Origin of the sequence: Brachybacterium sp. AOP25-B2-12 (genome assembly GCF_052378625.1) — a bacterium.
In the GTDB taxonomy this organism is placed as follows: Bacteria; Actinomycetota; Actinomycetes; order Actinomycetales; family Dermabacteraceae; genus Brachybacterium.
Window position 1 is genome coordinate 111,160 of the sequence record NZ_JBQSXW010000009.1, and the last position, 25,497, is coordinate 136,656.

Genomic DNA, 25,497 nt, shown 5'->3' on the forward strand with positions numbered 1-25,497 from the left:
CACCGCGTCGTGTCAGCCGAGGGCGCCCAGATGCTGCGTGAGGAACTCCTGGACGTCGGCCAGTTCCCGCTCATCGATCCCGTGCCCCAGGCCCGTGTAGACCTTCCGTGTCAGCGTGCTGTGGGCGGGCAGCCATCGCGCGGTGTGCTCGACGAGGTGGGGAGGGATCACCGGATCCCGGTCCCCGCGTCCCCAGAACACCGGTGGTCGGAGCTCCTGGAGCGCCGCATCGCCCGGCAGCGCGTCGGCGGCGGCGTATCCGCTGAGTGCGAGCACGCAGGTGAACCGCTCCGGCTCCAGGCGCACGGACTGCAGCGCGATGGCCGCACCCTGGGAGAACCCGAGCAGCAGGACTCGCCGCGCATCGGCGCCCTCCAGCCAGCGCAGGAACGCCCGGGCGCCCTCCGTCACGGCCCGGCCGTCCCGGGCGCCGAGGCCCTCGATCGGGTACCACGCGGCCCCAGCGCTCGGCACCGGCATGGGCAGGGGCGCCCGGACGGCGGCGACCGCGAGCTCCGACGGGAGCAGGGGCGCCAGCGAGAAGAGGTCGTGCTGGTCGGCGCCGTAGCCGTGCAGGAGCACCAGCAGCGGCCTGCCCGCCCGCTCGTGCTCGGAACACGACCACAGCACGGCGTCGGGGTCGAGCGACAGCTGCAGGCCCTGCACGGGATCCTCATGGTTCATGGACCCATCCTCCCAGCAGCGTGAGCGCCCGAGGGCTCACGGGACACGACGGAGCCCCGGCCCCCACGCAGGGGACCGGGGCTCCGGTGCTGATCGACCGGATGGCCGATGCGATCACGAACGGGACAGCGCCCCGTGCGGGATCACATCATGCCGCCCATGCCTCCCATGCCGCCCATCTCGTCGCCACCGGCGGGAGCCTTCGCGGGCTCCGGCTTGTCGGCCACGACGGCCTCGGTGGTCAGGAACAGGCCGGCGATCGACGCGGCGTTCTGCAGCGCCGAGCGGGTGACCTTGACCGGGTCGATGATCCCGGCCTTGAGCAGGTCCTCGTACTCGCCGGTCGCGGCGTTCAGGCCGTGGCCCACGGGGAGCGACTTGACCTTCTCCGCGACGACGCCGCCCTCGAGACCGGCGTTGAGCGCGATCTGCTTGAGCGGGGCCGCGATGGCGACCTTGACGATGTTGGCGCCGGTCGCCTCGTCGCCCTCGAGCTCGAGGGTGCCGAAAGTGTCCTTGCCGGCCTGGAGCAGGGCCACGCCGCCACCGGCGACGATGCCCTCCTCGACGGCCGCCTTGGCGTTGCGCACGGCGTCCTCGATGCGGTGCTTGCGTTCCTTGAGCTCGACCTCCGTGGCGGCACCGGCCTTGATGACGGCCACGCCGCCGGCCAGCTTCGCGAGACGCTCCTGGAGCTTCTCGCGGTCGTAGTCGGAATCGGAGTTCTCGATCTCGGTGCGGATCTGCTTGACGCGCGCCGCGATGCGGTCGGCGTCGCCGGCGCCCTCGACGATGGTGGTCTCGTCCTTGGTCACGACGACCTTGCGCGCCGTGCCCAGCAGGTCCAGGCCCGCGGTCTCGAGCTTGAGGCCGACCTCCTCGGAGATGACCTGGCCGCCGGTCAGGACGGCCATGTCCTCGAGCATCGCCTTGCGGCGGTCGCCGAAGCCGGGGGCCTTGACGGCCACGGACTTGAAGGAGCCGCGCAGCTTGTTGACGACGAGCACCGCGAGGGCCTCGCCCTCGACGTCCTCGGCGACGATGAACAGCGGCTTGCCGGACTGGATGACCTTCTCCAGCAGCGGCAGCAGGTCCTTGACGTTGGCGAGCTTGGAGTTGATGAGCAGGATGTACGGATCATCCAGCTCCGCCTCCTGGCGCTCGGCGTCGGTGACGAAGTAGGGCGAGATGTAGCCCTTGTCGAACCGCATGCCCTCGGTCAGCTCCAGCTCGAGGCCCATGGTGTTGGAGTCCTCGACGGTGATGACGCCTTCCTTGCCGACCTTGTCGAGCGCCTCGGCGATGAGCTCGCCGATCGCCGGATCGCCCGCGGAGATGGCCGCGGTGTGCGCGATCTGGTCCTTGGTCTCGATGTCGACGGCCTGCGTGAGCAGGGTGTCGGCGACGGCCTTGACGGCCTTGTCGATCCCGCGCTTGAGCGCGATCGGGTTGGCGCCGGAGGCGACGTTGCGCAGCCCCTCCTTGACGAGGGCCTGGGCCAGGACGGTGGCGGTGGTGGTGCCGTCGCCCGCGACGTCGTCGGTCTTCTTGGCGACCTCCTTGACGAGCTCGGCACCGATGTTCTCGTAGGGATCCTCGAGCTCGATCTCCTTGGCGATGGAGACGCCGTCGTTGGTGATCGTCGGAGCGCCCCAGGACTTCTCCAGGACGACGTTGCGGCCCTTGGGGCCGAGGGTGACCTTGACGGCGTCGGCGAGCTTGTTCATCCCGCGCTCGAGGCCGCGACGTGCTTCGGCGTCGTACTCGATGAGCTTGGCCATATGGAATCTCTCCCGTGTCTGTGGTGTCCACCCGACCCAGTGCCCGCGACGGACGAGACCCGCCGAGGCGTTCAGGTCACGCCCCGACGAGCCCCTCACGGGGCCGGAATGCACGCGGACGACGACGCGGCGGTGCCGCTTCGCGTCCAGTCGATGTCCCCGGGTGCGAGCCGTGCCGCGAACGGCTGTCACTCCCACCCGGAGAGTGCCAGATCATCATAAGCACTCGACCGCGGAGAGTGCCAACGATCGGGCGTGCGAAGAACGCTCAGGGCGAACATCGCGCAGGGAGCAGGTCGGCCGCGCACCGCGCGGTGCCGGACCGGAGGGGCCGGGAGCATCCCCGGCCCGCGGGTCTCACTGCGGGGGCTGCACCGCGACGAAGGTGATCCGGGCGTCGTACTCGTCGGACTGCTGGGCCTCGCCCACGCCCGCCTCCTGGGCCAGCAGCTGGGCGCTCGCGGCGTCCTCCTCGCTGCGGTAGAACACGACGGCCTGCTCCTGGCGGCTCTGCGCGGTCTGGATGTCGACGGCGGTCCAGCCCTTGTCCGCGAGCGCGGTGCGCCACTTGCCGGCCATCCCGTTCTCGCCCCCGGCGTTGATGACGAGGACGGGGGTGGAGCGGTCCCCCTCCGGCGCCGCCGGGGCCTGCCCGCCGCCGTCGGAGGGCTGCTGCTCGGCGGGGGGCGCCTGGGTGGTGGCGGTGGTCGTGGCCGCCGTGTCCGTGCCCCCGTCGCGTCCCATGCCGCCGATCACGAACAGCAGCACGAGCAGCGTCACGATCGCCGCGGCGATGATGACGATGTAGAGCAGGTTCTGGCGCCAGAACGGCTCCTCGGCGCGGTGCGCGCCGTGGTACGACGACGTCTCCGCCTCCTGGTCGAACCGGTCCGGCGGATAGGGGTACGAGGAATCAGCCACGCGACCATTAAACCCGGAGTGCGCCGGACGTGCCCGGAGCACACGCCCGGCGGGTGAACGGGCTCAGGCCACGCGCCCCGTCGGGGCGTCCCCGGAGCGGTCCCCCGCCGACTCGTGCGAGGACACCCTGCGGGCCCGGAGCCGGTGCACGACGGCAGGGGCCTCCCGCAGCGCGGCGGGCTGGTCCAGGAGGGCGTTCAGGCGCACGAAGTACGAGGTGGGGGTCATGCCGAGCTGCTCGCGGATGTGCCGTTCCTTGGCGCCGACGTATCGGAAGGTGCGGCCCTCGAGCGCGAGGATGCGGCGATCCCGATCGGACAGCCCCTCGACCTGGGCGGAGTCGCCCCGAGGAGACTCCGGGCGGGACGCGGCGGCGGACATGACGACGACGCTACTGCGATCCGTCGGCGCTCCCGGGCAGGCGCGCCGCGCCCCGCGCGGGATGCGAGACTGCCCTCATGCCCAAGCCGCTGACCGAGCTCCTCGCGCCCGACTGGGCCCTCGCCCTGGCCGACGTGGAGCAGGACGTCCACGCGATGGGCGACTTCCTGCGTCGCGAGCACGAGAGCGGCCGCGGCTACCTCCCCGCCGGCGAGAACGTCCTGCGCGCCTTCACCCGTCCGCTCGCGGAGGTCCGGGTGCTGATCGTGGGCCAGGACCCCTACCCCACGCCGGGCCATCCCATCGGCCTGTCGTTCGCGGTCGAGGAGCACGTGCGCCCGCTCCCCCGCTCCCTCACCAACATCTACGCCGAGCTGCGGGACGATCTCGGCATCCCGCCGGCCCCGCACGGGGACCTCAGCGCCTGGCAGGACCAGGGCGTGCTGCTGCTGAACCGGGTGCTCACGGTGCGGCCGGGCGCGCCCGCCTCCCACCGCGGCAAGGGCTGGGAGACGATCACCGAGACCGCGATCCGGGCCCTCGTCGCCCGCGGCGGCCCGCTCGTCGCGATCCTGTGGGGCCGCGATGCCCAGTCCCTGAAGCCGATGCTCGGGGACGTCCCCGTGATCGCGAGCCCGCACCCCTCGCCGCTGTCGGCCTCCCGGGGGTTCTTCGGCTCCCGGCCGTTCTCCCGGGCCGACGAGCTGCTCGCCGCCCAGGGGTCGACGCCGATCGACTGGCGCATCGAGCGCTGAGGCGAAGGCTCGACGAAGGTCAGGTGAGACGCTGGTGATGCCCTGACCAGGGCGTTCCTGCGCTCAGTCGGTCCAGACCCAGGTGTCGATGACGCCCTGCACGGACGAGGTGGGAAGCGCGTCGGCGTCCTCCCTGGTCGTGGACCCGACGATCATCACCATCGTCCTGGCCTCGGTCGCGGCGCACCACACGTCCCGCACCCGCGGCCGACCCGAGTCCGAGGGCGTGCGGTTCTGGAAGTGCTTGACCAGTCGTCCGTCGATCTCGACCTCGTCCTGCTGGGTGTAGCCCTCGTCCTCCACGACGTCCCAGCAGAAGGCGATGGGCTCGCCCAGCACCTCGCTCTCGAAGACCCGCATGAGCTCGACCCCGTCGGAGCTGCGCACCTCCATGCTGTAGATCTCCCACTCCGTGGGGTCCTCCGTGGAGTCCTGGAGCTCCCACGAGGCGGGATAGCTGAACGAGTAGTCCTCGGTGCCCCCGGTGGCCAGCGTCGGCGACGGTGAGGACGCCTCGCCGGCGGCCGCCCCCTCGGCGCGGCGGTCGAAGGGATCCAGGATCCACACCGATCCGACACCGATCGCGACGCCTCCGACGAGCATGCACACGAGCAGCGCGACGACCAGGCCGATCCAGGGACCGTATCGCCTCGGCGGACCGCCACCGCCAGGCACGGGCGCGGCGGGAGCGCCCCGCGGGACCGTCCCGGCTCCCTGTGGTGGGCCGCCGGCTGTTCCCCAGGTCACGGTCGTTCCCGGTCGCGCATCAGTCCGTCCAGGTCCACGAGTCGACGATCACGTGCGGCGCGGACTGCTCCAGATCGTCCGCCCCGTGCCCGCTGGAGCGTCCGATGATCACGATCATGGTCCCGGTGACGCCCTTCGCGCACCAGGCGTCCCGCACCTGCGGATCGCCCGACGGGGTCGGGCTCCGGTTCTGGAAATGCTTGGCGGTCTGACCGTCGAGATCGATGTCGTCCTGCATCTCGTAGCCGTTCTTCTCGGCCAGGCCCCAGCAGACCTCGATCGGATCGCCCCCGAACGATTCGGTCTCCGCGACCGAGAACGACGTCCGCTCCTCGGCATCCTTCCCCTCGAGCTTGAAGACCTGCGAGTCCCCGGCGGTCTCCGTCGGCTCGATCGTCTCCCACTCCGCCGGGTAGGTGAACTGGTAGTCCGTCGTGCCCGCGGTGATCTGGGAGGGGTCCGAGGACTCCTCCGGACGCTCCTCCTGGGCGGTCGGCGAGGCCCGCCATCCGAACGGGTCCAGGAACCACACCGCGGCGCCGCCCCCGAGCACGACCGCACCGAGCAGCACCAGCGTGCCGAGCACCGCGACCGGCACGACCCACGGATTGCGCCGCTTGGGGGGCGGGCCCTGCTGCCACGGCGGGCCCTGCTGTCCCCCCGGCGCTCCGCCGTACGGTGCCTGCGTCATGATGATTCCCCCCTGCGACCCGCACCCCCGGCGGATCCCCATGTGACGCACATGATACGGGCGGGTTCGCCAGGCATCGTCGGACCGGTCCGCGGCCTCGTCGGACGCACGTCCGCCCCTCGGGAACCGCGCCGGGTCCCCGGCCTCCTGGACTAGGCTTGTCCGTGCGCCCGCACGAAGATCAAGGAGCCCTCCGTTGCCCCTGAACACCCCCCACTTCAACCCGCAGGGCCCCGGCGTCGACTACGACCCCCACTGGTACCGCAAGGCCGTCTTCTACGAGGTGGTCGTCCGTGGCTTCGCAGACGGCAACGGCGACGGATCCGGTGACTTCACCGGGCTCATCGAGCGCCTCGACTACCTCCAGTGGCTCGGGATCGACTGCCTGTGGCTGCCGCCGTTCTTCGCCTCGCCCCTGCGCGACGGCGGCTACGACATCTCCGACTACCAGGCCGTGCTGCCGGAGTTCGGGTCGATCACGGACTTCGAGCGGCTGGTCTCCGAGGCCCATCGTCGCGGGATCCGGGTGATCATCGATCTGCCCATGAACCACACCTCGGACAAGCACCCGTGGTTCCTCGAGTCCCGCTCGGACCCCGAGGGCCCGTACGGGGACTTCTACGTGTGGTCGGACACCGACGACAAGTACTCCGACGCACGCATCATCTTCGTGGACACCGAGGAGTCGAACTGGACGTTCGACCCGGTGCGCCGCCAGTTCTTCTGGCACCGGTTCTTCTCCCACCAGCCGGACCTGAACTTCGAGAACCCCAAGGTCCACGACGCGATGCTCGACGTCGTGAAGTTCTGGCTCGACAAGGGCATCGACGGGTTCCGCGCCGACGCGATCCCCTACCTCTACGAGGAGGAGGGCACCGACGGGGAGAACCTCCCCCAGACCCACGCGTTCCTGCGTGACCTGCGCACCTACGTCGACACGCACTGGCCGGGGCGGGTCATCATCGCCGAGGCCAACCAGTGGCCCCAGGACGTCGTGGAGTACTTCGGCACCGCGGAGGAGCCGGAGTGCCACATGTGCTTCCACTTCCCGGTCATGCCGCGGCTGTTCTACGCGCTGCGCGAGGGCAGCGCCAAGAAGATCATCGACATCATGGCCGACACCCCCAGGATCCCGGCCGGCTCCCAGTGGGGCACGTTCCTGCGCAACCACGACGAGCTGACGCTCGAGATGGTCTCCAATGAGGAGCGCGGCGCGATGCTGGGCTGGTACGCGCCGGATGCCCGGATGCGTGCCAACGTCGGGATCCGGCGGCGCCTGGCGCCCCTGCTGGACAACTCCCGCGGGGAGATCGAGCTGATCCACGCGATGCTCCTGTCCCTCCCGGGATCGCCGTTCCTGTACTACGGCGACGAGATCGGGATGGGCGACAACATCTGGCTCGACGACCGCGACGCCGTGCGCACGCCGATGCAGTGGACCCCGGACCGCAACGCCGGGTTCAGCGAGCTCACCGACCCCGGGAAGCTGTACCTGCCGGTGATCCAGTCGCTCGTCTACCACTACTCGACGATCAACGTCGAGGCCCAGATGGCGACGTCCTCGTCGCTGCTGAACTATGTGCGCTGGATGCTCGCGATCCGTCGTCAGCATGCGGCGTTCGGCATGGGCGAGTACGCGAGCATCCCCGCCGACACAGAACGGGTGCTCGCCTTCATCCGCGACTACGACGGCGCGGACCACGGCGCCCAGGCCACCTACGCGGCCGAGACCCTGCTGTGCGTCTTCAACCTCTCCGCGCAGCCCGTGACCGTGAGCCTGGACCTCGCCAACTTCCCCGGGCGCACGGTGCGCGACCTCTTCGGCGGCGGCGAGTTCCCGCGGATCTCCGCGGACGGCCGTCTGCGCCTGACCCTGGGCGGCCACGGCTACTACTGGCTGAAGATCCGCCCGCTGCGGGCCGACGGCGAGCCCGCGACCGTCACCACCGTGATGCCCGCGATCACTCTGGACTCCGAGAGAGCGTCGACGCAGGTATGACCAGCACCGGCGGTGCACGAGGCCTGGGCGGGGAACGACCCGCCCTGCGCCCGTACGACGACACCCTGCGCCGGGACCTGGCCCTGGCTGCGGCGCGAGCGCTGAGCGAGGGCGGCCCGGCGGGTCTGTCCATCCGTTCCCTGGCCCGTGAGGCCGGCACGTCCACCCAGGCCGTCTACTCCCTCTTCGGCGGAAAGACCGGTCTGGTCGACGCCGTCATCGCCGAGGGGTTCGCGCAGCTCGCGGCGACCCTCGGCGCGGTCGTCCCCGACGAGGACCCGGTCACCGCGATCTTCGAGCTCACCCTGGCCTACCGCGCGTGGGCCAGTCTGCACCCCGCGCTCTACACCGCGATGTTCGCCACCCGCGGCCGGGGGATCGACGTGGGCGGCCTGCGCGCCGCGCGCGACGGCTCCCGGGTGCGTCCGATGGCAGACCTCGTCCCGCAGGAGGTGTATGCCGCGATGGAGGCCACGGTCTCCCCGGTCATGGAGCAGGCGTACCGCATCCTCGCCCGTGGCGGGGAGCACCAGCGCGGCTCCGTCGCGGCGAGCGAGCGTGCCCACGACCTGTCCCGGTCGGTGTGGTGCGCGGTGCACGGGTGGGTGGATCTCGAGACGAGCGGCTTCATCACCCGCTGGCCCCCGTTCTCGCAGTACGACGGCGACGAGGCGTTCCGGCAGTATGCGCGGGCGCTCGTGGCGAGCCTGGCCGAGCAGATCTGCTGACCCGCGGGCTGGGGTGCCGTCGGCCGGAACCTCCGGTCCCGCCCCGGCTCAGCCCAGGAGGGACTGGCCGAACCGGGACTCGCCCTCCCGCACGCCGGGAAGGATCGCGTAGACGCCCGTCGCGATGTGCTGGATGTACTCGTTCATCGGGTCGGCGCGGGACATCTTGTCGAGCACCGGGTAGAAGCCCGTGCGCGGATCGCGGACGAACGCCTCGAAGAAGAGCCCGCCGTCGATCTGCCCCAGCGCATTGCTGCCCTCGGTGTAGTTGTAGCCCCGGCGGAGCATCCGGGCGCCGTCGTTGTGCTCGGGCGCCACGAGGCGGATGTGCGCGTCGGCGGGGATCGACGGCCGTCCGCCGGTCTTCGCGGCGTAGTCCGGGGCGGTGAACTCCTGGGAGCCCGCGGTGGGGTCGGACACCGACAGCGGGGCGCCGTAGCGCTTGTCGCGTCCCATGATGTCCTGCTGCTCGACGAGGCGCAGGCGGTCCCAGCTCTCCAGACGCATGCGGATCTTGCGGAACACCAGGTAGGAGCCGCCCGCGAGCCAGTCGCCGCCCTGGTCGCCGGAGCCCACCCACAGGTGCTCCCCGAGCTCCTCGGCGCCGTCCTCGGCCTTGAGGTTGAGGGTCCCGTCCTTGAAGCCGAACAGGTTGCGCGGCGTCTCCTGCTGGGTGGAGGTCGAGGAGGTGCGGCCGTGGCCCACCTGGCTCCACCGCAGCGCCGCGGTGCCCATGGCGATGCGGGTGAGGTTGCGGATCGCGTGCACCGCGACCTGGGCGTCATCAGCGCAGGCCTGGACGATGATGTCCCCGCCGGAGCGGGCGTCCTGCATCGACTCGTTGGCGAAGCGCGGGATGCCCTGGCCCAGCACCTCGGTCTCCCGGGCGGCGAGCCCGTAGCGGTCGACGCCGTCGGCGGTGCGGAACAGGGTGGGCCCCACCCCCACGGTGATCGTCAGGCTGCTGGCGGGGTAGCCCCAGGCCTCCCCCGTGTCCAGCGGCGCGGCCTGGAGGTTGGCCAGCGGCCGCTCCCCCACGAGCTCCCCGCGGGTCATCTGCTCCGCCGCGACGCTCCACTGCCCCATGAGGTCCCGCAGGTCGCCGATGTCGCTGGTGGTGAGGTCGTAGGCGGCGGCGAACAGGTAGTCCTGGGCCGGCGTCGTGATGCCCTGCTGATGCTCGCCGCGGAAGGGGTGCACCGTCTCCAGCGGGTTGGCGCTCGGGGCGGAGGCGGCGACGGCTCGACCACCCACGAAGCCGAGAGCTCCGCCGGTCAGCAGCGAGGCGCCGGCCGCACCGAGGATCCCCCGTCGGCCCACCGCGCGCGGGGCGTCGCCCTCGGCGGGAGTCCCGGGATCGTGCGCGTCGGCGGCCGTGCCGCTCGGGTCCGGTCCCGGGCCCGCAGGACCCTCCGGGGTCGTGGCCTGGGGGTCGTCGGTGCTGTGCATGCGTCCATCCTCCTCGTCGGCGCGCCCGGATCCGGCCGCGCCCTCCGTCGCCGTGCCCCCTCGGATCGGTGGGGGCACGGCGACGGCACTGCTCACACGTCGATCGCGGCCCTGCGGGCACTCGGCCCGCAGGGCGTCTCAGTGCAGGATCGTCCCGGCGACCTTGGACAGGCTCTCCGAGAGGGCGTTGACCACGGTGGAGATCTCCTTCTGCTGCGGGGTGTAGTCGTCCTCGGACGGCGCCTCCCCGGCGTCCTCCTGGACGGCGGCGATCGTCGAGTAGTCCACGAAGCGCGGCGAGCCGTCCGGCGTCATCCCGTCCTTGTACGTGTCGAGCTCGGTCTGGACGGCCGTGAACTGCTCGGTGATCTTGGCGTCGAGGTCCTTGTCCTTGGCGGCCACGAGCTTCTGGACGTTGCCGTACGCGACCTGAGCGCCCTCGAGGTTCGCCTGGAAGTCGTCGAGGTCGGTGTGGGAGAACGTGTCCTCCTCGCCGACGATCTTGCCGGTCGCGACCTCGTTCATGAGGCCGCTCGCGCCCTGGACCACGTCCTCGAGCGTCACGGAGAACGCGCCGCTGGCGCCGTCGATCTTGCCGTACACCAGGTCGTAGAGCTTCTGCGTGTTGGTGTTGAGGTCGTCGGCGGCGGCCTTGCGGGCGGCGTCGTCGGTGAAGTGGAAGGCCGTGTTGTCGCTGAACAGGTCGGCCTCGATGCGGTGCCAGCCGGTCCACGTCGCGAGCACGCTCGGATCGGTGACCTCCTTGCCGGCATCGGCCGCGAGGTCCTGGATGCGCAGGTCCAGCGCCACGTCGAGGTCGCCGGCCTCCTTGAGGCCGAAGGCCTCCGCGGTGGGCTCGATGCGCTCGTAGTACTTCCGGCCCTGGGGGAACAGCGCCTTGGCCTGGTCGGCGTTCCCTGCGAGGTAGGCGTCGGTGAACTCCTTGGTCGCGGTGACCTGAGAGCCGACCTGGTCCTTGATGTAGGCCGTGTAGTTCGTGACGGCCTCGTCCTCGAGCTTCTGGGTGTCGGCGTCCACGGCCACGGACTCGCCCTTGGTCACGGTGAGCTTCGCGACGCCGACCAGGTCGCCGACCATGTTGGGCTTGGAGGCCGTGTAGTACTCGCCCTCGTCGAGGGCGGTGGTGACCTCGACGCTGGTGCCCGGCCCGATGTTCTCCTTCTCCGTCATGATGCGGAGCTTGTCGGAGGCCAGGATCTCGAACTCGTTGGGGACGGTCCCGGAGTTGGTGATCTTGAAGGTGACCTGGCCCGAGGGGATCGAGGTGGTCGACAGGGTGCACTCGGTGTCGGTGATGGTCACGGTGACGGGGCCGCCCGCAGCCTGGTTGCCGCCCCCCGAGGAGCTCGAGGGATTGTCGGTGCAGCCTGCGAGGCCGACGGCCGCGAGGACCGCGGCGGAGATCGCGGCGTGGTGCAGGACGGTGCGGCGTGCAGGGTGGTTCATCGGTGCTCCCAGGGTGTGAGGGTGGGGATGGGTCGGGGCGACGGGTGGGCAGGCTGCGTCGAGGGCGACGACGCTCGGGGGTCAGGCGCCGGGAGCGACCTCGTCGCCCGCTGGGCGGGCCACGCCGGCCCGGCGCGGGGCGCGGGTGCGGAGCACGAAGAGGGTGGCGACGGGCACGAAGTAGACGAGCCAGGCGATGACCTGCCCGACGGTGGGCTGGGCGTTGACCTGGAACATCGCGTTGGCGACGGTGTAGATCCAGTAGACGGGCGAGGCGGCGGAGCCCACGAGCGGGGAGTAGTCCCAGGCGAAGTGGCCCCAGCCGGGGATCACGGACGCCTCCTGGAGATCGCCGATCCCGTAGGCCGTGATCCCGGCGGCCACGAAGATGAGGAACGCCCCGGTCCAGGTGAAGAACACGCCGAGGTTCAGGCGGATCGCGCCGCGGTAGATGAGCAGCCCCAGGACGATCGCCACGAGGAAGCCCACGACGATCCCGGCAGTCGTGGCGTACACGTTGTTCTCGATCGAGGACTTCACGGTGGCCCAGATGATGAGGGCCGTCTCGATGCCCTCGCGCCCCACGGCGAGCACCGCGATCGCGACGACGCCCCAGCCGTTGCCGCGCCCGAGGGCCTTGTCCATCTCGTTCTCGAGCTGGCCCTTCATCGAGCGCGCGTTCTTGGACATCCAGAAGATCATCGTGGTGGTCAGGGCCACCGCGACGAGGGACAGGGAGCCGCCCAGGATCTCCTGCGCCTGGAAGGTGAGGGTCTTGGGCCCCCACGTCAGCACGGCGCCGATCGCCAGCGGGATCATCGCGGCGACGCCGACGCCGATCCACAGCTTGGGCAGCACGTCGCGACGCCCGGACTTGACCAGGTAGGCGACGAGGATGCCCACCACCAGCGAGGCCTCGAGGCCCTCGCGCAGGGAGATGAGCAGGTTGGGCAGGAACATCGTGCCTCCGGTGCAGGACGGAAGGTCGTCCACACGCGGCACGGCCGCTCATACGGTAAGGCTCACCTGAGCGGAATGTCCATGGAGGCCCATGCGATGTGGAGCACGTCGCCCTCGCGCCTCTCCACCCGGATCTCCACCCCCGGGCGGTGGGATCGGGACCCTCGCGGCCGGACCCTGGAGGCATCGCGCAGGGCCCCGGCATCGGGCCGGGACCCGCCGTCCCGAAGGAGCCCACCATGCACACCGCGTTCGACGCCCAGAGCCTGAGCCCGGCGATCACGGTCGTCGTCGTCCTGCTGGTCCTGTACCGCATCCTCTCCCAGCAGCTCACGTGGCGCCCGCTGGCCCGCCTGCTGCGCCTCGGGGCGATCCTGGCCGTCCTCGGGGTCGTCTCGATCGGCACGACCGTCGGGACCGGGCACCTGTCCGTCCCGCACTCCACCACCGTGCTGCTCGTCGCCCTCATGCTCGTGACGTCCGCGATCGGCGGTCTGGCCCTCGGGTTCGTGTCCCGCGCCCGCACCGCCGCCGACGGGACCGTCACGATCCGGGGCGGGGGCCTGGGGATCGCGGTGTGGGTGGTCGTGATCGCCCTGCGGATCGGCGAGTCCGTGCTCGTGAGCGTGTTCGCCCCCGAGCTGGCCGCGCTCAGCGGAGGGCTGCTGCTGCTGTCGATCGGCCTGCTGCGCCTGCTGAGCGCCGGTGTGGCCGGGCTGCGAGCACGCCGCGCCGCGGCCGGCGACCACGGTCTGCACGCCACCGCCGTCGCACCTCGGCCCACCTGGTGAGCGGGCCGACGAACCCCCGGTGCGCCCGGGAGGAGCGGCCTACGATCTCCCCGTGCACCCCGTCCCGCCCGTGACCCCGGAATCGGCCCGCGCCGGCATCCGGGATACAGGGCGTGGGGCCCCGGACCTGCCAGGCGCCGCGCGCGGAGCGCTCCGGGCCGAGCAGATCTCGGGAATCCTCCTCACGCTCCTCGTGATCGCCTCCCAGCTCGTCGCGGTGATCACCGGCGATCACCGCGTCGCCGCCGGGATCGGGGCCGTGTGCGCGGTGGTCTGTGCGGTGAGCCTGTGGACCGCGGCGGGCACCCCGCGGGCACGGGCCTCCTCGCGTGCCGGGGCGGTGCTCGAGGCGGGGGTCGCCGTGACCCTGCTCGCCTCGGCCGCCGTGGCATTCCCCGCACAGCTCGTGACGCTGCCCGCGATGGTCCTCGGCGTGGTCCGGGTGGTCCGCATGGCCCGGCCGCGGGTGGCTGTGATGGTGCTGCTCGCGGTCGCGGTCGTCCTCGTGGTGACCGGGTGGTCGTCCCCGGTGTCCACCGGCGACGCGATCACGTGCGTGCTCTCCCTCGGCGGCAGCGCCCTGTTCGCCGCGCTCGGGTGGCAGGTCCGCGCGACCCGGGAGCGGGACCGCGAGGTGCTGGCCCAGCAGGTGCAGATCCAGAGCGAGCGGGCGGAGAACGCCGCCCTGCTCGAACGCGCCCGGATCGCCCGCGATCTGCACGACGTCCTGGCCCACTCCCTCGGCGCGCTCGGCCTGCAGCTCGAGGCCGCCCAGATGCTGTCGGAGGCCGGACGCCACGACGAGGCGCGTGCGCGGGTGGCCCGGGCGCGCGATCTGGCGGCCGACGGGCTGCGGGAGTCCCGTGACGTGGTCGCCGCCCTGCGCGCCACGACGACCGAGGAGCCGGAAGCGGCGGTCGACCGACTCGTCGAGGCGCACCGCGAGGCCGGTGGAGTGGTCACCCTGCCACGGGCCGACCCCTCGGCGGATCCCGTGGCGGGCCCCGCGACAGATGTCGAGCCGGGCTGGTCGGTCGGGCTCTTCCCGTCCGCCGCCGAGACGTGCGTCCCGGCGGTCCAGGAGCTGCTGACCAACGCCCGCCGCCACGCGCCCGGCGCATCGGTCGACCTCGATCTCCACCGGAGGGACGACGAGGTGACGATCACCTGCACCGACACAGCGCCCGGCTCGGTCACCAACGCCGAGGGCGGTGGTGCGGGGCTGCGCGGGATGCGTGAACGCTGCGTGGCACTGGGCGGCTGGATGCGGATCTCCCCGACCGACGACGGCCGCTTCCGGGTCGTCGTCCACGTGCCCGTCGGCGGTCAGGAGCCCCCGGACGGGGACCGTCCGGCCAGGACGACCCCGGACGGCGCCCGACCGGGCAGGATGGCCCCGTGAGCATCCGCGTCCTCGTGGCCGACGACCAGGCCCTCGTGCGCGACGGGATCGTGACGGTCCTGTCCCTCACCGAGGGCATCGACGTCGTGGGCGAGGCCGCGACAGGCGAGGAGGCGGTCGAGATCGCGTTGCGCGAGAGGCCCGCGGTCGTGCTGATGGACCTGCGGATGCCCGACCTCGACGGCGCCGAGGCGACGAGACGGCTCACCGGGTCCGCCCCGGAGATCGCCGTGGTCGTGCTCACCACCTTCGCCGACGACGCGAGCATCGGCCGCGCGCTGCGGGCGGGCGCCTCGGGCTACCTCACCAAGGACGCCGGACGCGCCGAGATCGTGGCGGCGCTGCGGGCCGCCGCCGATGGCGGGACCCCTCTGGACACCCGGATCGCCGGTCGCGTCGTGGCGGGCCTGCCGCACGAGCACCCCGGGACGCTGCACGAGAGGTTCCCGCAGCTCACGGCCCGGGAGGCGGAGGTGCTGGGTCTCGTCGTCGCTGGCCGCACCAATCCGGAGATCGCCCGCGAGCTGTTCCTCGGCGTCTCCACGGTCAAGTCGCACGTCAACGCCGTGTTCGCGAAGCTCGGTGTGACCGACCGGCGCGCCGCGATCGCGGCCGCCGGCGAGGACCGGGACGGCTGAGGGGTTCGAGTCGATCGCGACGCCCGGGCCATCCCGTGTGGAGCCCGGCTCCGCGTCAGCGAAGACCGACGGCGGGTCCCGCGGAAGCGCCGTCACGCGCTCCCCCGCAGAGCGCAGAGGACAGCACGTCCATCTCGCCGAGGAACGGTTCCGGCAACGCGATCATGATCAGCGCGACGATCCCGAGCGCCACGAGCAGCACGAGGCCGACCCACGCACCCAGGTGCGCGAGGTCCCACACCCACCGTGGTGCCCGCTCCTGCGGGGGACGATCCATGCGATGACCTTACCCGGGGGGTCAGAACCACTGGTCCCGGCCCCGTCCGCCGGCCGGATCGGGGTGGTGCCCGCCCGGTCCGGCGCACCGTTGCGCGAGGGAACTCCGAGGGAGCTGGAGACGGGAATCGAACCCGCAACCACCTGTTTACAAGACAGGTGCGCTACCGTTGCGCCACTCCAGCAGGGACGACGCCCGTCGCACCGAGGCGTACCGCGTTCGTCCTGGCCCGTACCCGTCGGCCGTGCACCCGGTGCTCCGGTGCCGTGGATCGGACCGCGTCGAGCCTACCGTGCGGTGAGGCCCCGTCCGTGCGGACGGGGCCTCACCGATCACCGGTTCGACGAGCGGGGATCAGCCCGCCGCGCCGCCGTCCGAGGCCCCGCCGGCATCGGAGGCCGCGCCGCCGGAGGTTCCGCCGCCCGCGGCGCGGACCGCCTGGGCGAAGGCGCCCGGCTGGTTCCAGGCCTCGAAGGCGGTCCCGTTGATGAACACGGCGGGAGTGCCGTCCGTCTTCTGTGCCGCTTCCTTCTCCACGACCTCGTTGAGCCACCGGTCGTACTTCTTCGATGAGATGCACGAGCTGACATCGTCGGAGGCGCCGGCCTGCTTCGCGAGCTCCGTGAGCTTCGCGTTCGTCAGCCCTGCCGTGCCCTCACCGGGCTGGTTCTCGAACAGGAGGTCGTTCAGGGGCAGGATCAGCGCGGGGTCCTCGTCGGCCACACAGGCGATGGCGTTGGCCGCACGCGTGGAGTAGTCGCCGGTGGAGGACCTGCTGTCCAGGAAGGTGCGCGTGTGCAGCTGGAGGGTGACCTCCTTCTTCTCGACCATGGAGTCGAGATCGCTGCCGTTGATCTGGTGGAAGTTGCCGCAGACGGGGCACATGAAGTCGACGTACAGATCGACGACCGGCGCACCGGAGTCCGCGGGGGCGCCCAGCGTGTAGTAGGGGACGTCCGTGGCGATGCCTGCCGGCGCCACGAGCGCGCCCTTGGCCTCGTCGTCGCGGCGGGAGAGGGTCACCGCGAGGATGATCCCGCCGATGATCGCGAGGACCACGACGATCGCGCCGATGATGATGCCGTTGCGCACCAGGCGCTGGCGCTTGAGCTCCGCCTGGCGCTGCTTGCGCAACTGCTCACGGTGGGCCTCACGGCGCGATGCCGATCCTTCGCTCTGCTGGCCGGAGGCCTTGTTCCCGCCCGTGGACGGTGAGGACTTCGACGAACCGGACGACGCCATGAACACTCCTGGATGCTCTCGGATGCGGGATTGCGCGCGCTGGACGGACCGGACGCCGCGCACGGCGCGGGTCGGTCCCAGGGCATCGTACGGGCGGAGCCTGCGAACGCTATGGACCCGCCCGTCAGCGCCAGGGCAGCAGGTGCTCGGGCAGGGTGAGGGAGACGAAGGGGAACGGGTCCACCGCTCCGCCGCGGGAGGCGATCACGGCGCCGACGGCGACGAGCAGCAGCACCAGCAGCACGCCGACGACGAGACCCCACACCCGATCGGGCGCCGCGGCGTCCAGGAGCCTGTGGGCGCCGTTGCGGGTGGTCTCCCCGCCGAAGCCGACCCAGGTCACGATCAGCATGATGGCCATCGCCCCGCCGTACAGCACGGCCGAGGGCAACGGCGAGTGCGTGGTCACGGAGACGACCGCATCGGCCGCGACGACGACCAGCACTCCCAGGACGGCGGGCAGCAGCGCCATGAGCGCGGTCTCGAGCAGTCCCAGCAGGAAGCGGAAAGGCCCGGCGATGCCGACGGCCCAGCTCGCCCCGGCGCTCTTGCCGCGGGCCCGCGCGCCCTCGATCGCCTTGTGCGAGCGCTCCCAGGTGCGGGCGAGCGCCCCCAGGAGCAGGAACAGGATCACGGCGACGAAGGGCGCGACGGCCGCGAGCGCCACGAGCAGGAGGTGGCCGGTCCACACGAGCAGTCGTCGCCGCGGCGGGGCGACCGGCGCCTGGATGGGTGGCAGGCCCATGGGCGGATACCCCTGGAGGCCGTATCCCATCGGCGCCTGCCCCAGAGGTGGCTGGCCCGGGGGGACGCCATAGCCCTGAGGCGCCTGGCCCGGCGGGGTGCCGTAGCCCGGGGCGGGCCGGCCGGGCGGGACACCGTGGCCCTGGGGCGCACGGGTCTGCGGCGGCCTAACCTGCGGGAACTGCTGAGGCTGCCCGTATGCACCCGGCGCGGATCCCTGCGTGGGCGCCTGCTGGCGCGCGGGATGGGGCGTCCCCTCGGGAGCGACGTACGGGCCTGTCGGCGAGGTGGGGGCCTGGGATGGGGTCGCCGACGGGTGGGTGCCCACGAAGGGGCTCTCGAGCGATCCCGGGTCCTCGGGCCCGCGGACCACGGGCATCACCGCGGTCTCGATGCGATAGGCGCGCAGCACCTCCGTGGGCGGCTCCGCGGGGACGACGTCATCGCGATCGGGGACTGCGGTCAGGACCTGGGTGCGATCGGCTCCGGAGTCCCCGAAGCGGTCGCTCCCACCGCCCTGTGCGGCACCGTCTCCGGCCGCGGAGCCCGACGAGGGTCTCTCGCCGTGCGTCCCGAAGGCCTCTGTGCGGCCGTCCTGAGCCGCGTCGTAGGCGGGGAGGACCTGGGTCGCATGGGGGGCGCCGTCGCCCTCGTCCCGACGGTCACGGGCGCCCAGCACCTCGGTGGCGGGATCCCCCGAGGGGGCGCCCGGGATCCGACCATCAACCGGGTTCCCGAGCACCTCGGTGGGGGGCGAGGCCGCACCGGGGATGGGCGTCGTGGCCCCTGCGGGGGACGTCCCGGTGGTGGCCGCCCCGCCTGCTACGGCGATGGCCGCGGGGGCCGCGGGGGTACCCGCTCCGACTGACGCGGCACCGGTCCGATGTGCCGAGCTCTCGTCCTCACCGTCGGGCAGCGGGCCGTATGCGTCGAGATCCAGGCCGTCCAGGCGTTCGCGGAGCTCGTCGGGATCCAGGCGATCGGCCGGTCGAGGCCGCAGGGCGTCGCGCAGCCAGACCGCGAGCTGGGTCGGGAGCCCCTCGACGTCGAGCTCCCCCCGCTCGGCCCGGAGGAACACGAGATCGGCGCGGCCCGAGCCGAAGGGCTCCCGTCCGGTGGCGGCGAACACCAGCAGCGCCGCCCACGACCACCAGTCCGACGCCGAGCTCGTCACGTTGGTGCTCACGACCTCCGGGTCGAGGTAGGCGGCCGTCCCCATCACGAGGCCCGTCGAGGTCAAGCGGGATTCCTCGGCGGCCTGGGCGATCCCGAAGTCGATGATCACGGGATCCAGCCGGGCGCCGTCGGGGTCGAAGCCCGTGAGGTCAGCGTCGGTCGCCCCCCGCAGCAGGATGTTCGAGGGCTTGAGGTCGCGGTGCACGACTCCGGCCGCGTGGATCTCGGCGAGCGCGTCGCCGAGGACGAGGCCCAGCTCGCGGACGGACTCCGGGTGCAGCGGGCCGTGGGTCCGGATCGCCTCCTCGAGGGTCGGGCCGGGCACGAACTCGGTGACGACGAAGGCCTCGGACGAGTCGAGCTCCGCGTCGAGGATCCGGGCGATGTTGTCGTTGCGGACCCGCTGCTGGGCGGCGACCTCGCGGGCCAGGCGCTCACGGGAGCGCGGGTCGTCGGCGATCTCGGGGCGCAGCAGCTTGATCGCGACGTCGCGCCCGTCGGAGTCCAGTGCCCGGTAGACGATCCCCATCCCTCCGGCGCCGATCCGGGAAGCGATCTCGTAGCCGGAGTCCTCGGTCAGGGCGCGCAGGCGCGGATCACGCCAGACGGGGCTCGACGGCGGGTGCGGCGCAGACATGGTGGTCATGCTAGACGGAGGACCCTGGCCGAGGCCTCCCCCGGCAGGACGAGGCGTGCCCGGGGAGGTGTCCGGCAGATCCGGGGGATGCCGTGAGGGGGCGGCGGCCGTTCGTCGCCGGCGTCTTCGGTCGGATGGTGGTGTTCATCGGTCGAGCGCCGTACGTCGTGCGTCGTGCGTCGTGCGTCGTGCGTCGTGCGTCGTGCCACGATCGGAGCCACCCTCTTGCCATTCATACCCCCCAGGGGTATAGCTTGGTGTCGTGGGTCGATCACGACCCTCCCGACCGTCCACTCCAGGAGGACCCGCCATGAGCACCGTCGACTACGCCATCACCGGACTGACCTGCGGACACTGCGTCAACGCCGTCTCCGAGGAGGTCTCCGCGCTGCCCGGCGTGACCGGCACCGAGGTCGCCCTGGACGCCGGCGGCACCAGCACCCTCACCGTAACCTCCGAGGCGCCTGTGGCCCGCGAGGACCTCGTGGCCGCCCTCGCCGAGGCCGGCGACGCGTACGTGCTCGCCGATGACTGAGACCCTCGAGCACGGAGGAGCGGCACCCCAGGCGCCCGAGCGCCGCGTCGATCTCGACGTCACCGGCATGACCTGCGCGAGCTGTGTGGCCCGGGTCGAGAAGAAACTCCTGCGCGCCGGGGCCACCGGCGCCGCCGTGAACCTCGCCCTCGAACGCGCCGCCGTGACGGTGCCGGCCGGCGGCCCCAGCGACGGCGAGCTCGTCGCCGCGGTCGAGAAGGGCGGATACGGCGCGCACGTGCGGGACATCGCCGCCGCCGACAAGGACGGCGAGCGCACCCACGAGCGCGAGGACCACGAGCAGGGGGACATCCTGCGTCGGACCGTGATCGCCGCCGCGCTGTCGGTCCCCATCGTGCTGCTGTCGATGGTCCCGCCGCTGCAGTTCCCCGGCTGGCAGTGGGTGGCCTTCGCCCTCGCGACCCCCGTCGTCACCTGGTGCGCGTGGCCCTTCCATCGTGCCGCCGCGATCAACGCGCGCCACGGCAGCGCGACCATGGACACCCTCGTGTCGATCGGTGTGAGCGCCGCCTACCTGTGGTCCGCATGGGCCCTCGTGTTCGGCGGTGCCGGGATGATCGGCATGACGATGGACTTCTCGATCGCCCCCGCGATGTCGGGCGGACACCACGAGATCTACGTCGAGTCCGCGGCCGTCGTGACCACCTTGATCCTGCTGGGCCGCTGGCTCCAGGCGCGCGCCGTCCAGCGCAGCGCCGGCGCCCTGCGCGCGCTGCTCGACCTCGGCGCCAAGGACGCGACCCTGCTGGACCTGTCCCCCGACGGCCGCACTGCCGAGCGCACCGTGCCGATCGGCCAGGTGCGCGTGGGCGACGTGTTCGTCGTGCGACCGGGCGAGAAGATCGCGACCGACGGCGAGGTGCTCAGCGGCACGAGCGCCGTCGACCGCTCCATGCTCACCGGCGAGAGCCTCCCCGAGGACGTCACCCCCGGGGACGCCGTCGCCGGATCGACCGTCAACACGACGGGCCGCCTCGAGGTGCGCGCGACCCACGTCGGCGCCGACACCCAGCTGGCCCACATCGCCCGCCTCGTCGAGGAGGCGCAGACCTCCAAGGCGCCCGTCCAGCGCCTCGTGGACCGCATCTCCTCCGTGTTCGTGCCGATCGTGATCGTGCTGGCGCTGGCCACGCTCGCGGGATGGCTGCTCACCGGCCACGGCGCCGAGCAGGCCTTCACGGCCGCCGTCGCCGTGCTGATCATCGCGTGCCCCTGCGCCCTGGGACTCGCGACGCCCACCGCGATCATGGTGGGCACCGGCCGCGGCGCCGAGCTGGGCGTCCTCATCCGCTCCGCGGCATCCCTCGAGGCCACACGCGGGATCCGGAGCATCGTGCTGGACAAGACCGGCACGCTCACGACGGGGACGATGTCGGTCACGGCGGTCGAGGCCGTCGGAGTTGCAGCGGATCCACGCGATGGCGCGTCGTCGCGCGTGCTCGGATCGGCCGCGTCGTACGGCTCCCCCGACGTCGCCGCCGATCTCGGCGCGGCGTCCCGTGGCGGCGCGTCCGCCCTGCCGACGCCGTTCGGTGCTCCGGATCGGGCTCTCGTGCTGGCGCTCGCCGCCGCGGTCGAGCAAGGCAGCGACCACCCCATCGCCCGCGCCGTCGTCACGGCCGCCGAGGACGATCCGGAGTCCGCCGCCGTCCTCGGTGACCTCACGAGCACCGAGGCGCGGGCGCTGCCCGGGCTCGGGGTGAGCGCGCGGATGCGCGGCGCCGCGACAGGCTCCGTGGGCGCGCTGGTCGAGGTGCGCCGGATCGAGGATGCGGCCGCTCTGCCCGGGGCGCTCCCCGAGGCCGTCGCCGCGGCCGAGCGCGACGGCGCCACCGTGTCCGTCGTCGAGGTGGACGGGAGGGTCCTGGGCACGATCGCCCTCGCGGACACCCTGCGCCCCGAGGCGGCCCAGGCGATCGGTGACCTCCGCGAGTTCGGCATCACCCCCGTCCTGGCCACCGGCGACGGCCCGGCGGCGGCGCGTCATGTCGCCGAGCAGCTGGGGATCGTCGAGGTCCACGCCCGGATGACCCCGGACGACAAGCTGCGTCTGGTCGAGCGGCTCCAGGAGGCCCAGCCCGGTCGGGTCGCGATGGCCGGCGACGGCATCAACGACACCGCCGCCCTGACCCGTGCCGACCTCGGCATCGCGATGGGCTCGGGCACCGACGCGGCGATCGAGAGCGGCGACATCATCGCCGCCGACGGCTCGATCGCCACGGTGCCGGTCGCGATCCGCCTGGCGCGCCGCACCCTCGGCACGATCCGGTGGAACCTGTTCTGGGCGTTCCTCTACAACGTCATCGCGATCCCGCTCGCGATGCTCGGATTCCTGGGGCCCCTCATCGCCGGGGCGGCCATGGCCCTGTCCAGCGTGTTCGTCGTGACCAACTCCCTGCGGCTGCGCCGGTTCCGCTGAGCGGCGGGGTGGGGCGGGGTACGACGGGCGCTGTCGGGAGGTTGCGTCGCGGTGTGGGCCGCGGGCTCCGGGGCTCCGAGGTTCCGCAGAGGGACTACCCGTCGCGGGTCCTGGGGTCGACTGCTGGCGGTTGAGGCCGGGGGCCCGTGTCGCGGTGGCCTCGGGGCCTGCTTCAGGAGATGGAATCGGGCACCGATCTGTGGCACCGGGTTCAAGTCGCGGGCCTGGGGGCCGTCGTCGGGATCGGCGTCAGGGCAGGTCCCGGGGTGAGTGTCACGGCACGTCTCAGGGGTCGGCCGGGGGCAGTGTCAGGGGTCGGTGCCGGGGGTCGGAGGTCGTGTGTGCACTCACCGGCGTCAGGTGCCACTACCCCTGCACCGGTGCGGGGGTGATGGCACCTGACGCCGGTCCGTGTACGGCCCCCACCGAGAACACCCTGCTCCACCCCGAATCCGGAGCGACCTGACCCACGCGGGAGGCCACGGGACCCACCCGAGATGCCACGGGACCAACGTGCGATGTCTAAGGACGGTCGGCGCCGCTCCAGAACCCACGTGTCGACAGACGCAGCTCCAGAACCCACGTGTCGACATCGGCCCGGCCCGCTTCCGCACAGACGGAGACGCCACCGCACACCTCCCCTCCCCACAACACATCCGTCCACCGCCGGGGCCAGGCGATCGTGCACTCGGGCTCTCCGCGCGCGACGCTGACCGCATGACGCCGCCGCCACCCCGCCTTCCTGTCTGGACCCGAGCAGAGCTGCGCGATCGCGGCCTCAGCCGGCGCGCCGTGGACCGTCTCATCGCCGAGGGCAGGCTGCACCCCGCCGGCAGGCGGTGGCTGCTCGAACGGACCTGCCCCGAGGACGTCGCCGCGGCGCTCCGCACCGGGCACTGCCTCACCTGTGCCTCCGCCCTGCGGCACCACGGCGCATGGACCCCGATCATCGACCGCCGGCACGAGACGGCGCCGCGCTGCACCTGCACGCCGTCCAAGGACGCCATACCCCACCGGTACCTGCACACGTGGCCGGACGACCACCCGATCACCACCATCCCCCTCGCACTGCGCCATGCGGGCCTCTGCCTCCCCGCCGATTCCGCCGCGGTGCTGTTCGAGTCGGTCCTCTCCCGGCACCTGCTGCATCCCGACGACGTCGACGGTGTCCTCGCCGCGCTTCCCGATCGCTTCCGCGGCCCGATCGGGAGGCTCGACCCCCTCGCCGAGTCGGGGACGGAGACGCTCGTGCGCCGGATCTTCACGAGGCGGCACGTCGCGGTCCGCTCCCAGGTCTGGATCCCGGGCGTCGGCCGCGTGGACCTCCTGGTGGGCGACCTCCTGGTCATCGAGTGCGACAGCCGCCAGTTCCACACCTCGCGCGAGCAGTACGCCGACGACCGGCGGCGCGACCTCGAGCTGCACCGCCGCGGCTATGTCGTGGTGCGTCTGACCTGGGAGATGGTGATGCTGGCTTCGGAAGCCACGCAGGCGCGCCTGGACGAGCTGTCGGCCGCGCGTCGCCACGTGCACCGACGCCGCCGCATCCTCCAGGCGGGTTGAGCCGATGAGCCCGCCGCGTGTCGGAGCACGTCCGGGAGGCCCCGGCCGGCGCGATGTCCCGAGGGACGACCAGCTGTGCCCCGGGCACCCCCATGAGAAGATGTGCCCGCCGTAACAGCCGTTCATGAGAACGCGACACACGACGACACGGGGGGACCCATGCGCAGCAACCTGTTCGACGCCGGAAACCAGGAGAAGCAGACCAACGAGCGATGGGCGCTGCAGTCCAGCAAGATGCTGCGCTGCTCCCTGAACCCGCAGTCGCCCGAGATCATCTCCGCGGCCGGCGCGATGGTGGCCTACCAGGGCCAGATGGACTTCTCCTACCAGGGCTCCGGCGGCGGGATGAAGCTGCTGAAGAAGATGGCCACCGGCGAGGGCGGCAACATGATGCGCACCCGCGGAGCGGGAGAAATCTTCTACGCCCGTCAGGCCCAGGAGGTCTTCCTCATCCAGCTCGAGGGCGACGCCCTCACCCTGAACACCTCGAACATGCTGGCCTTCGACTCCTCCATCCAGTGGGACATCAAGTCCCTCGGCGGAGCGGGCTTCATGGCCGGCGGCCTGTTCAACCTCTTCCTGCAGGGCCAGGGCATGGTGGCCGTGACCTCGGACGGCCCGCCCATGCTGCTCGACTGCTCCCAGCAGCCCACCTACGTAGACCCCCAGGCGGCGGTATGCTGGTCGGCCAACCTGCAGCCCCAGATCAAGAACGACTTCAAGTTCGGATCGCTCATCGGCCGCGGCTCGGGCGAGTCGTTCCAGCTCGGCTTCCATGGCCCGGGCTTCGTGATCGTGCAGCCCTCCGAGGGCGTGCCGGTCGTCGCCGGGAGCTGACCCCGATTAGCGACATCGACGGGCGGTGGGAGCCGAGCGCTCCCTCCGCCCGTCCGTGCGTCCGCGCCCACGCGGTCGGCCGGACAGGCGCTCCGCCGGTCCGCCGGACAACCGGTCGGCCGGACAGGGGCTCCACCGGACAGGCGGTCCGCCGGGGACAGCCGATCAGCCGATGTTCGTCGATCGTGGATCCCACGAGACGTCCCGCTGTCCGCCCGTCACCACGGATGGACCTGTCGCCGACGACGCGGGGACGCTGCAGGTGGTGCCGTCCGGACGGAGCGGACGCGCGGGCTGCATGAGCCGCTGCGACGGGGGCTGTGCGGGTGGCTTCGACCACCAGGACGGGATCTGCAGGGGCCATCGGTCGTCCAGGCGGCGACAGGGGTGTGGTCGGAACGATCAGCGTGCACGAACCGGGGCCATGTGACGTCACCTCTGCACCGGTGCACTCCCGATGGCACAGGGCTCCGGTCTGTGCACACCCAACGGCTGGTGTGCGTGCCGGAGCTCCGAGGGGACGGCTCGCGGGAGGTCACATGGCGTGGCTCGGCAGACTCAGCTCGAACGAGCGAGCCCGCGACAGGCCGAAGAGTTCAGGACGCCCGATCCGCCATCGTGTCCCTCCCGCCCCGTGCTCGCCCCTCGACAC

General features: G+C 72.1%; 22 protein-coding genes and 1 tRNA gene. 10 read left to right on the top strand and 13 right to left on the bottom strand.

Features of this window, described 5'->3' with window-relative positions; translation table 11 throughout:
• Positions 1-12: 12 nt before the first annotated feature.
• From ACT3TZ_RS08660 to ACT3TZ_RS08675, 4 genes are all read right to left on the bottom strand, one after another.
• Entirely contained in the window at positions 13-684 is a 672-nt protein-coding gene (locus ACT3TZ_RS08660) for an alpha/beta hydrolase (RefSeq protein WP_444583002.1), read from the bottom strand.
• 143 nt (positions 685-827) lie between these two features.
• Positions 828-2,465 (bottom strand): chaperonin GroEL, encoded by a 1,638-nt coding sequence (gene groL / locus ACT3TZ_RS08665; protein WP_444583003.1) that lies wholly within the window; start codon positions 2,463-2,465, stop codon positions 828-830.
• A 357-nt stretch (positions 2,466-2,822) separates the two neighbouring features.
• Positions 2,823-3,386, bottom strand: coding sequence for a LytR C-terminal domain-containing protein (locus ACT3TZ_RS08670; RefSeq protein WP_444583004.1), 564 nt, complete (start codon positions 3,384-3,386; stop codon positions 2,823-2,825).
• Positions 3,387-3,449: 63 nt separating this feature from the next.
• A complete protein-coding gene (locus ACT3TZ_RS08675) occupies positions 3,450-3,767 on the bottom strand; it encodes a DUF3263 domain-containing protein (protein WP_444583005.1) in 318 nt (105 codons plus the stop codon).
• A 77-nt stretch (positions 3,768-3,844) separates the two neighbouring features.
• Here ACT3TZ_RS08675 and ACT3TZ_RS08680 point away from each other — a divergent pair, with 77 nt between their 5' ends.
• The gene (locus ACT3TZ_RS08680; protein WP_444583006.1) at positions 3,845-4,522 is read left to right on the top strand and encodes a uracil-DNA glycosylase; all 678 of its coding nucleotides are present in this window, start codon (positions 3,845-3,847) and stop codon (positions 4,520-4,522) included.
• 63 nt (positions 4,523-4,585) lie between these two features.
• Here ACT3TZ_RS08680 and ACT3TZ_RS08685 read toward each other — a convergent pair whose 3' ends face one another.
• Together ACT3TZ_RS08685 and ACT3TZ_RS08690 are read right to left on the bottom strand one after the other, a co-directional pair.
• Entirely contained in the window at positions 4,586-5,125 is a 540-nt protein-coding gene (locus ACT3TZ_RS08685) for a hypothetical protein (RefSeq protein ID WP_444583007.1), read from the bottom strand.
• 163 nt (positions 5,126-5,288) lie between these two features.
• Positions 5,289-5,960: a hypothetical protein gene (locus ACT3TZ_RS08690; protein WP_444583008.1), complete on the bottom strand. Its 672-nt coding sequence runs from the start codon at positions 5,958-5,960 to the stop codon at positions 5,289-5,291.
• 196 nt (positions 5,961-6,156) lie between these two features.
• Between ACT3TZ_RS08690 and treS the strand changes: the two genes are divergently transcribed.
• Both treS and ACT3TZ_RS08700 read left to right on the top strand, forming a co-directional pair.
• Positions 6,157-7,959 carry a maltose alpha-D-glucosyltransferase gene (gene treS, locus ACT3TZ_RS08695; RefSeq protein ID WP_444583009.1) on the top strand — a complete coding sequence of 601 codons (1,803 nt, stop codon included), beginning with the start codon at positions 6,157-6,159 and terminating at the stop codon, positions 7,957-7,959.
• Complete coding sequence (locus ACT3TZ_RS08700; RefSeq protein ID WP_444583010.1) at positions 7,956-8,687, top strand: TetR/AcrR family transcriptional regulator; 732 nt, start codon at positions 7,956-7,958, stop codon at positions 8,685-8,687. The genes treS and ACT3TZ_RS08700 overlap by 4 nt, the downstream gene beginning before the upstream one ends.
• 48 nt (positions 8,688-8,735) lie before the next feature.
• Here ACT3TZ_RS08700 and ACT3TZ_RS08705 read toward each other — a convergent pair whose 3' ends face one another.
• The 3 genes from ACT3TZ_RS08705 to efeU form a co-directional block, all read right to left on the bottom strand.
• Positions 8,736-10,136, bottom strand: a complete 1,401-nt coding sequence (locus tag ACT3TZ_RS08705) for a Dyp-type peroxidase (protein ID WP_444583011.1) — start codon at positions 10,134-10,136, stop codon at positions 8,736-8,738.
• A gap of 138 nt (positions 10,137-10,274) precedes the next feature.
• On the bottom strand, positions 10,275-11,603 hold the full coding sequence (gene efeO / locus ACT3TZ_RS08710; protein ID WP_444583012.1) for an iron uptake system protein EfeO: 1,329 nt from the start codon (positions 11,601-11,603) through the stop codon (positions 10,275-10,277).
• Positions 11,604-11,684: 81 nt separating this feature from the next.
• The gene (gene efeU / locus ACT3TZ_RS08715; RefSeq protein ID WP_444583013.1) at positions 11,685-12,563 is read right to left on the bottom strand and encodes an iron uptake transporter permease EfeU; all 879 of its coding nucleotides are present in this window, start codon (positions 12,561-12,563) and stop codon (positions 11,685-11,687) included.
• A 239-nt stretch (positions 12,564-12,802) separates the two neighbouring features.
• On the opposite strand from efeU, the gene ACT3TZ_RS08720 reads away from it, so the two are divergent.
• From ACT3TZ_RS08720 to ACT3TZ_RS08730, 3 genes are read left to right on the top strand one after another with little or no spacing between them, the layout of a single operon-like run.
• Complete coding sequence (locus ACT3TZ_RS08720; protein ID WP_444583014.1) at positions 12,803-13,354, top strand: hypothetical protein; 552 nt, start codon at positions 12,803-12,805, stop codon at positions 13,352-13,354.
• Between the two features lie 52 nt (positions 13,355-13,406).
• Entirely contained in the window at positions 13,407-14,756 is a 1,350-nt protein-coding gene (locus ACT3TZ_RS08725) for a sensor histidine kinase (RefSeq protein WP_444583015.1), read from the top strand.
• Positions 14,753-15,394 carry a response regulator transcription factor gene (locus ACT3TZ_RS08730; RefSeq protein WP_444583016.1) on the top strand — a complete coding sequence of 214 codons (642 nt, stop codon included), beginning with the start codon at positions 14,753-14,755 and terminating at the stop codon, positions 15,392-15,394. Before ACT3TZ_RS08725 ends, ACT3TZ_RS08730 begins: the two co-directional genes overlap by 4 nt.
• A 55-nt stretch (positions 15,395-15,449) precedes the next feature.
• On the opposite strand, the gene ACT3TZ_RS08735 is transcribed toward ACT3TZ_RS08730, so the two are convergent.
• The 4 genes from ACT3TZ_RS08735 to ACT3TZ_RS08750 form a co-directional block, all read right to left on the bottom strand.
• A complete protein-coding gene (locus tag ACT3TZ_RS08735; protein ID WP_444583017.1) occupies positions 15,450-15,671 on the bottom strand; it encodes a hypothetical protein in 222 nt (73 codons plus the stop codon).
• A 112-nt stretch (positions 15,672-15,783) separates the two neighbouring features.
• A tRNA-Thr gene (locus ACT3TZ_RS08740) sits at positions 15,784-15,855 on the bottom strand.
• A gap of 170 nt (positions 15,856-16,025) precedes the next feature.
• A complete protein-coding gene (locus tag ACT3TZ_RS08745; RefSeq protein WP_444583018.1) occupies positions 16,026-16,913 on the bottom strand; it encodes a DsbA family protein in 888 nt (295 codons plus the stop codon).
• A 124-nt stretch (positions 16,914-17,037) separates the two neighbouring features.
• Positions 17,038-19,470 carry a protein kinase domain-containing protein gene (locus tag ACT3TZ_RS08750; protein WP_444583019.1) on the bottom strand — a complete coding sequence of 811 codons (2,433 nt, stop codon included), beginning with the start codon at positions 19,468-19,470 and terminating at the stop codon, positions 17,038-17,040.
• Positions 19,471-19,780: 310 nt separating this feature from the next.
• On the opposite strand from ACT3TZ_RS08750, the gene ACT3TZ_RS08755 reads away from it, so the two are divergent.
• The 4 genes from ACT3TZ_RS08755 to ACT3TZ_RS08770 all read left to right on the top strand — a co-directional run bounded on the left by ACT3TZ_RS08755 (position 19,781) and on the right by ACT3TZ_RS08770 (position 24,845).
• Entirely contained in the window at positions 19,781-20,005 is a 225-nt protein-coding gene (locus ACT3TZ_RS08755) for a heavy-metal-associated domain-containing protein (protein ID WP_444583020.1), read from the top strand.
• Entirely contained in the window at positions 19,998-22,445 is a 2,448-nt protein-coding gene (locus ACT3TZ_RS08760) for a heavy metal translocating P-type ATPase (protein ID WP_444583021.1), read from the top strand. Before ACT3TZ_RS08755 ends, ACT3TZ_RS08760 begins: the two co-directional genes overlap by 8 nt.
• Before the next feature lie 717 nt (positions 22,446-23,162).
• Positions 23,163-24,008 (top strand): endonuclease domain-containing protein, encoded by an 846-nt coding sequence (locus tag ACT3TZ_RS08765; protein ID WP_444583022.1) that lies wholly within the window; start codon positions 23,163-23,165, stop codon positions 24,006-24,008.
• 159 nt (positions 24,009-24,167) lie between these two features.
• Positions 24,168-24,845 (top strand): AIM24 family protein, encoded by a 678-nt coding sequence (locus ACT3TZ_RS08770; RefSeq protein ID WP_444583023.1) that lies wholly within the window; start codon positions 24,168-24,170, stop codon positions 24,843-24,845.
• The last annotated feature ends 652 nt before the right edge of the window (positions 24,846-25,497 follow it).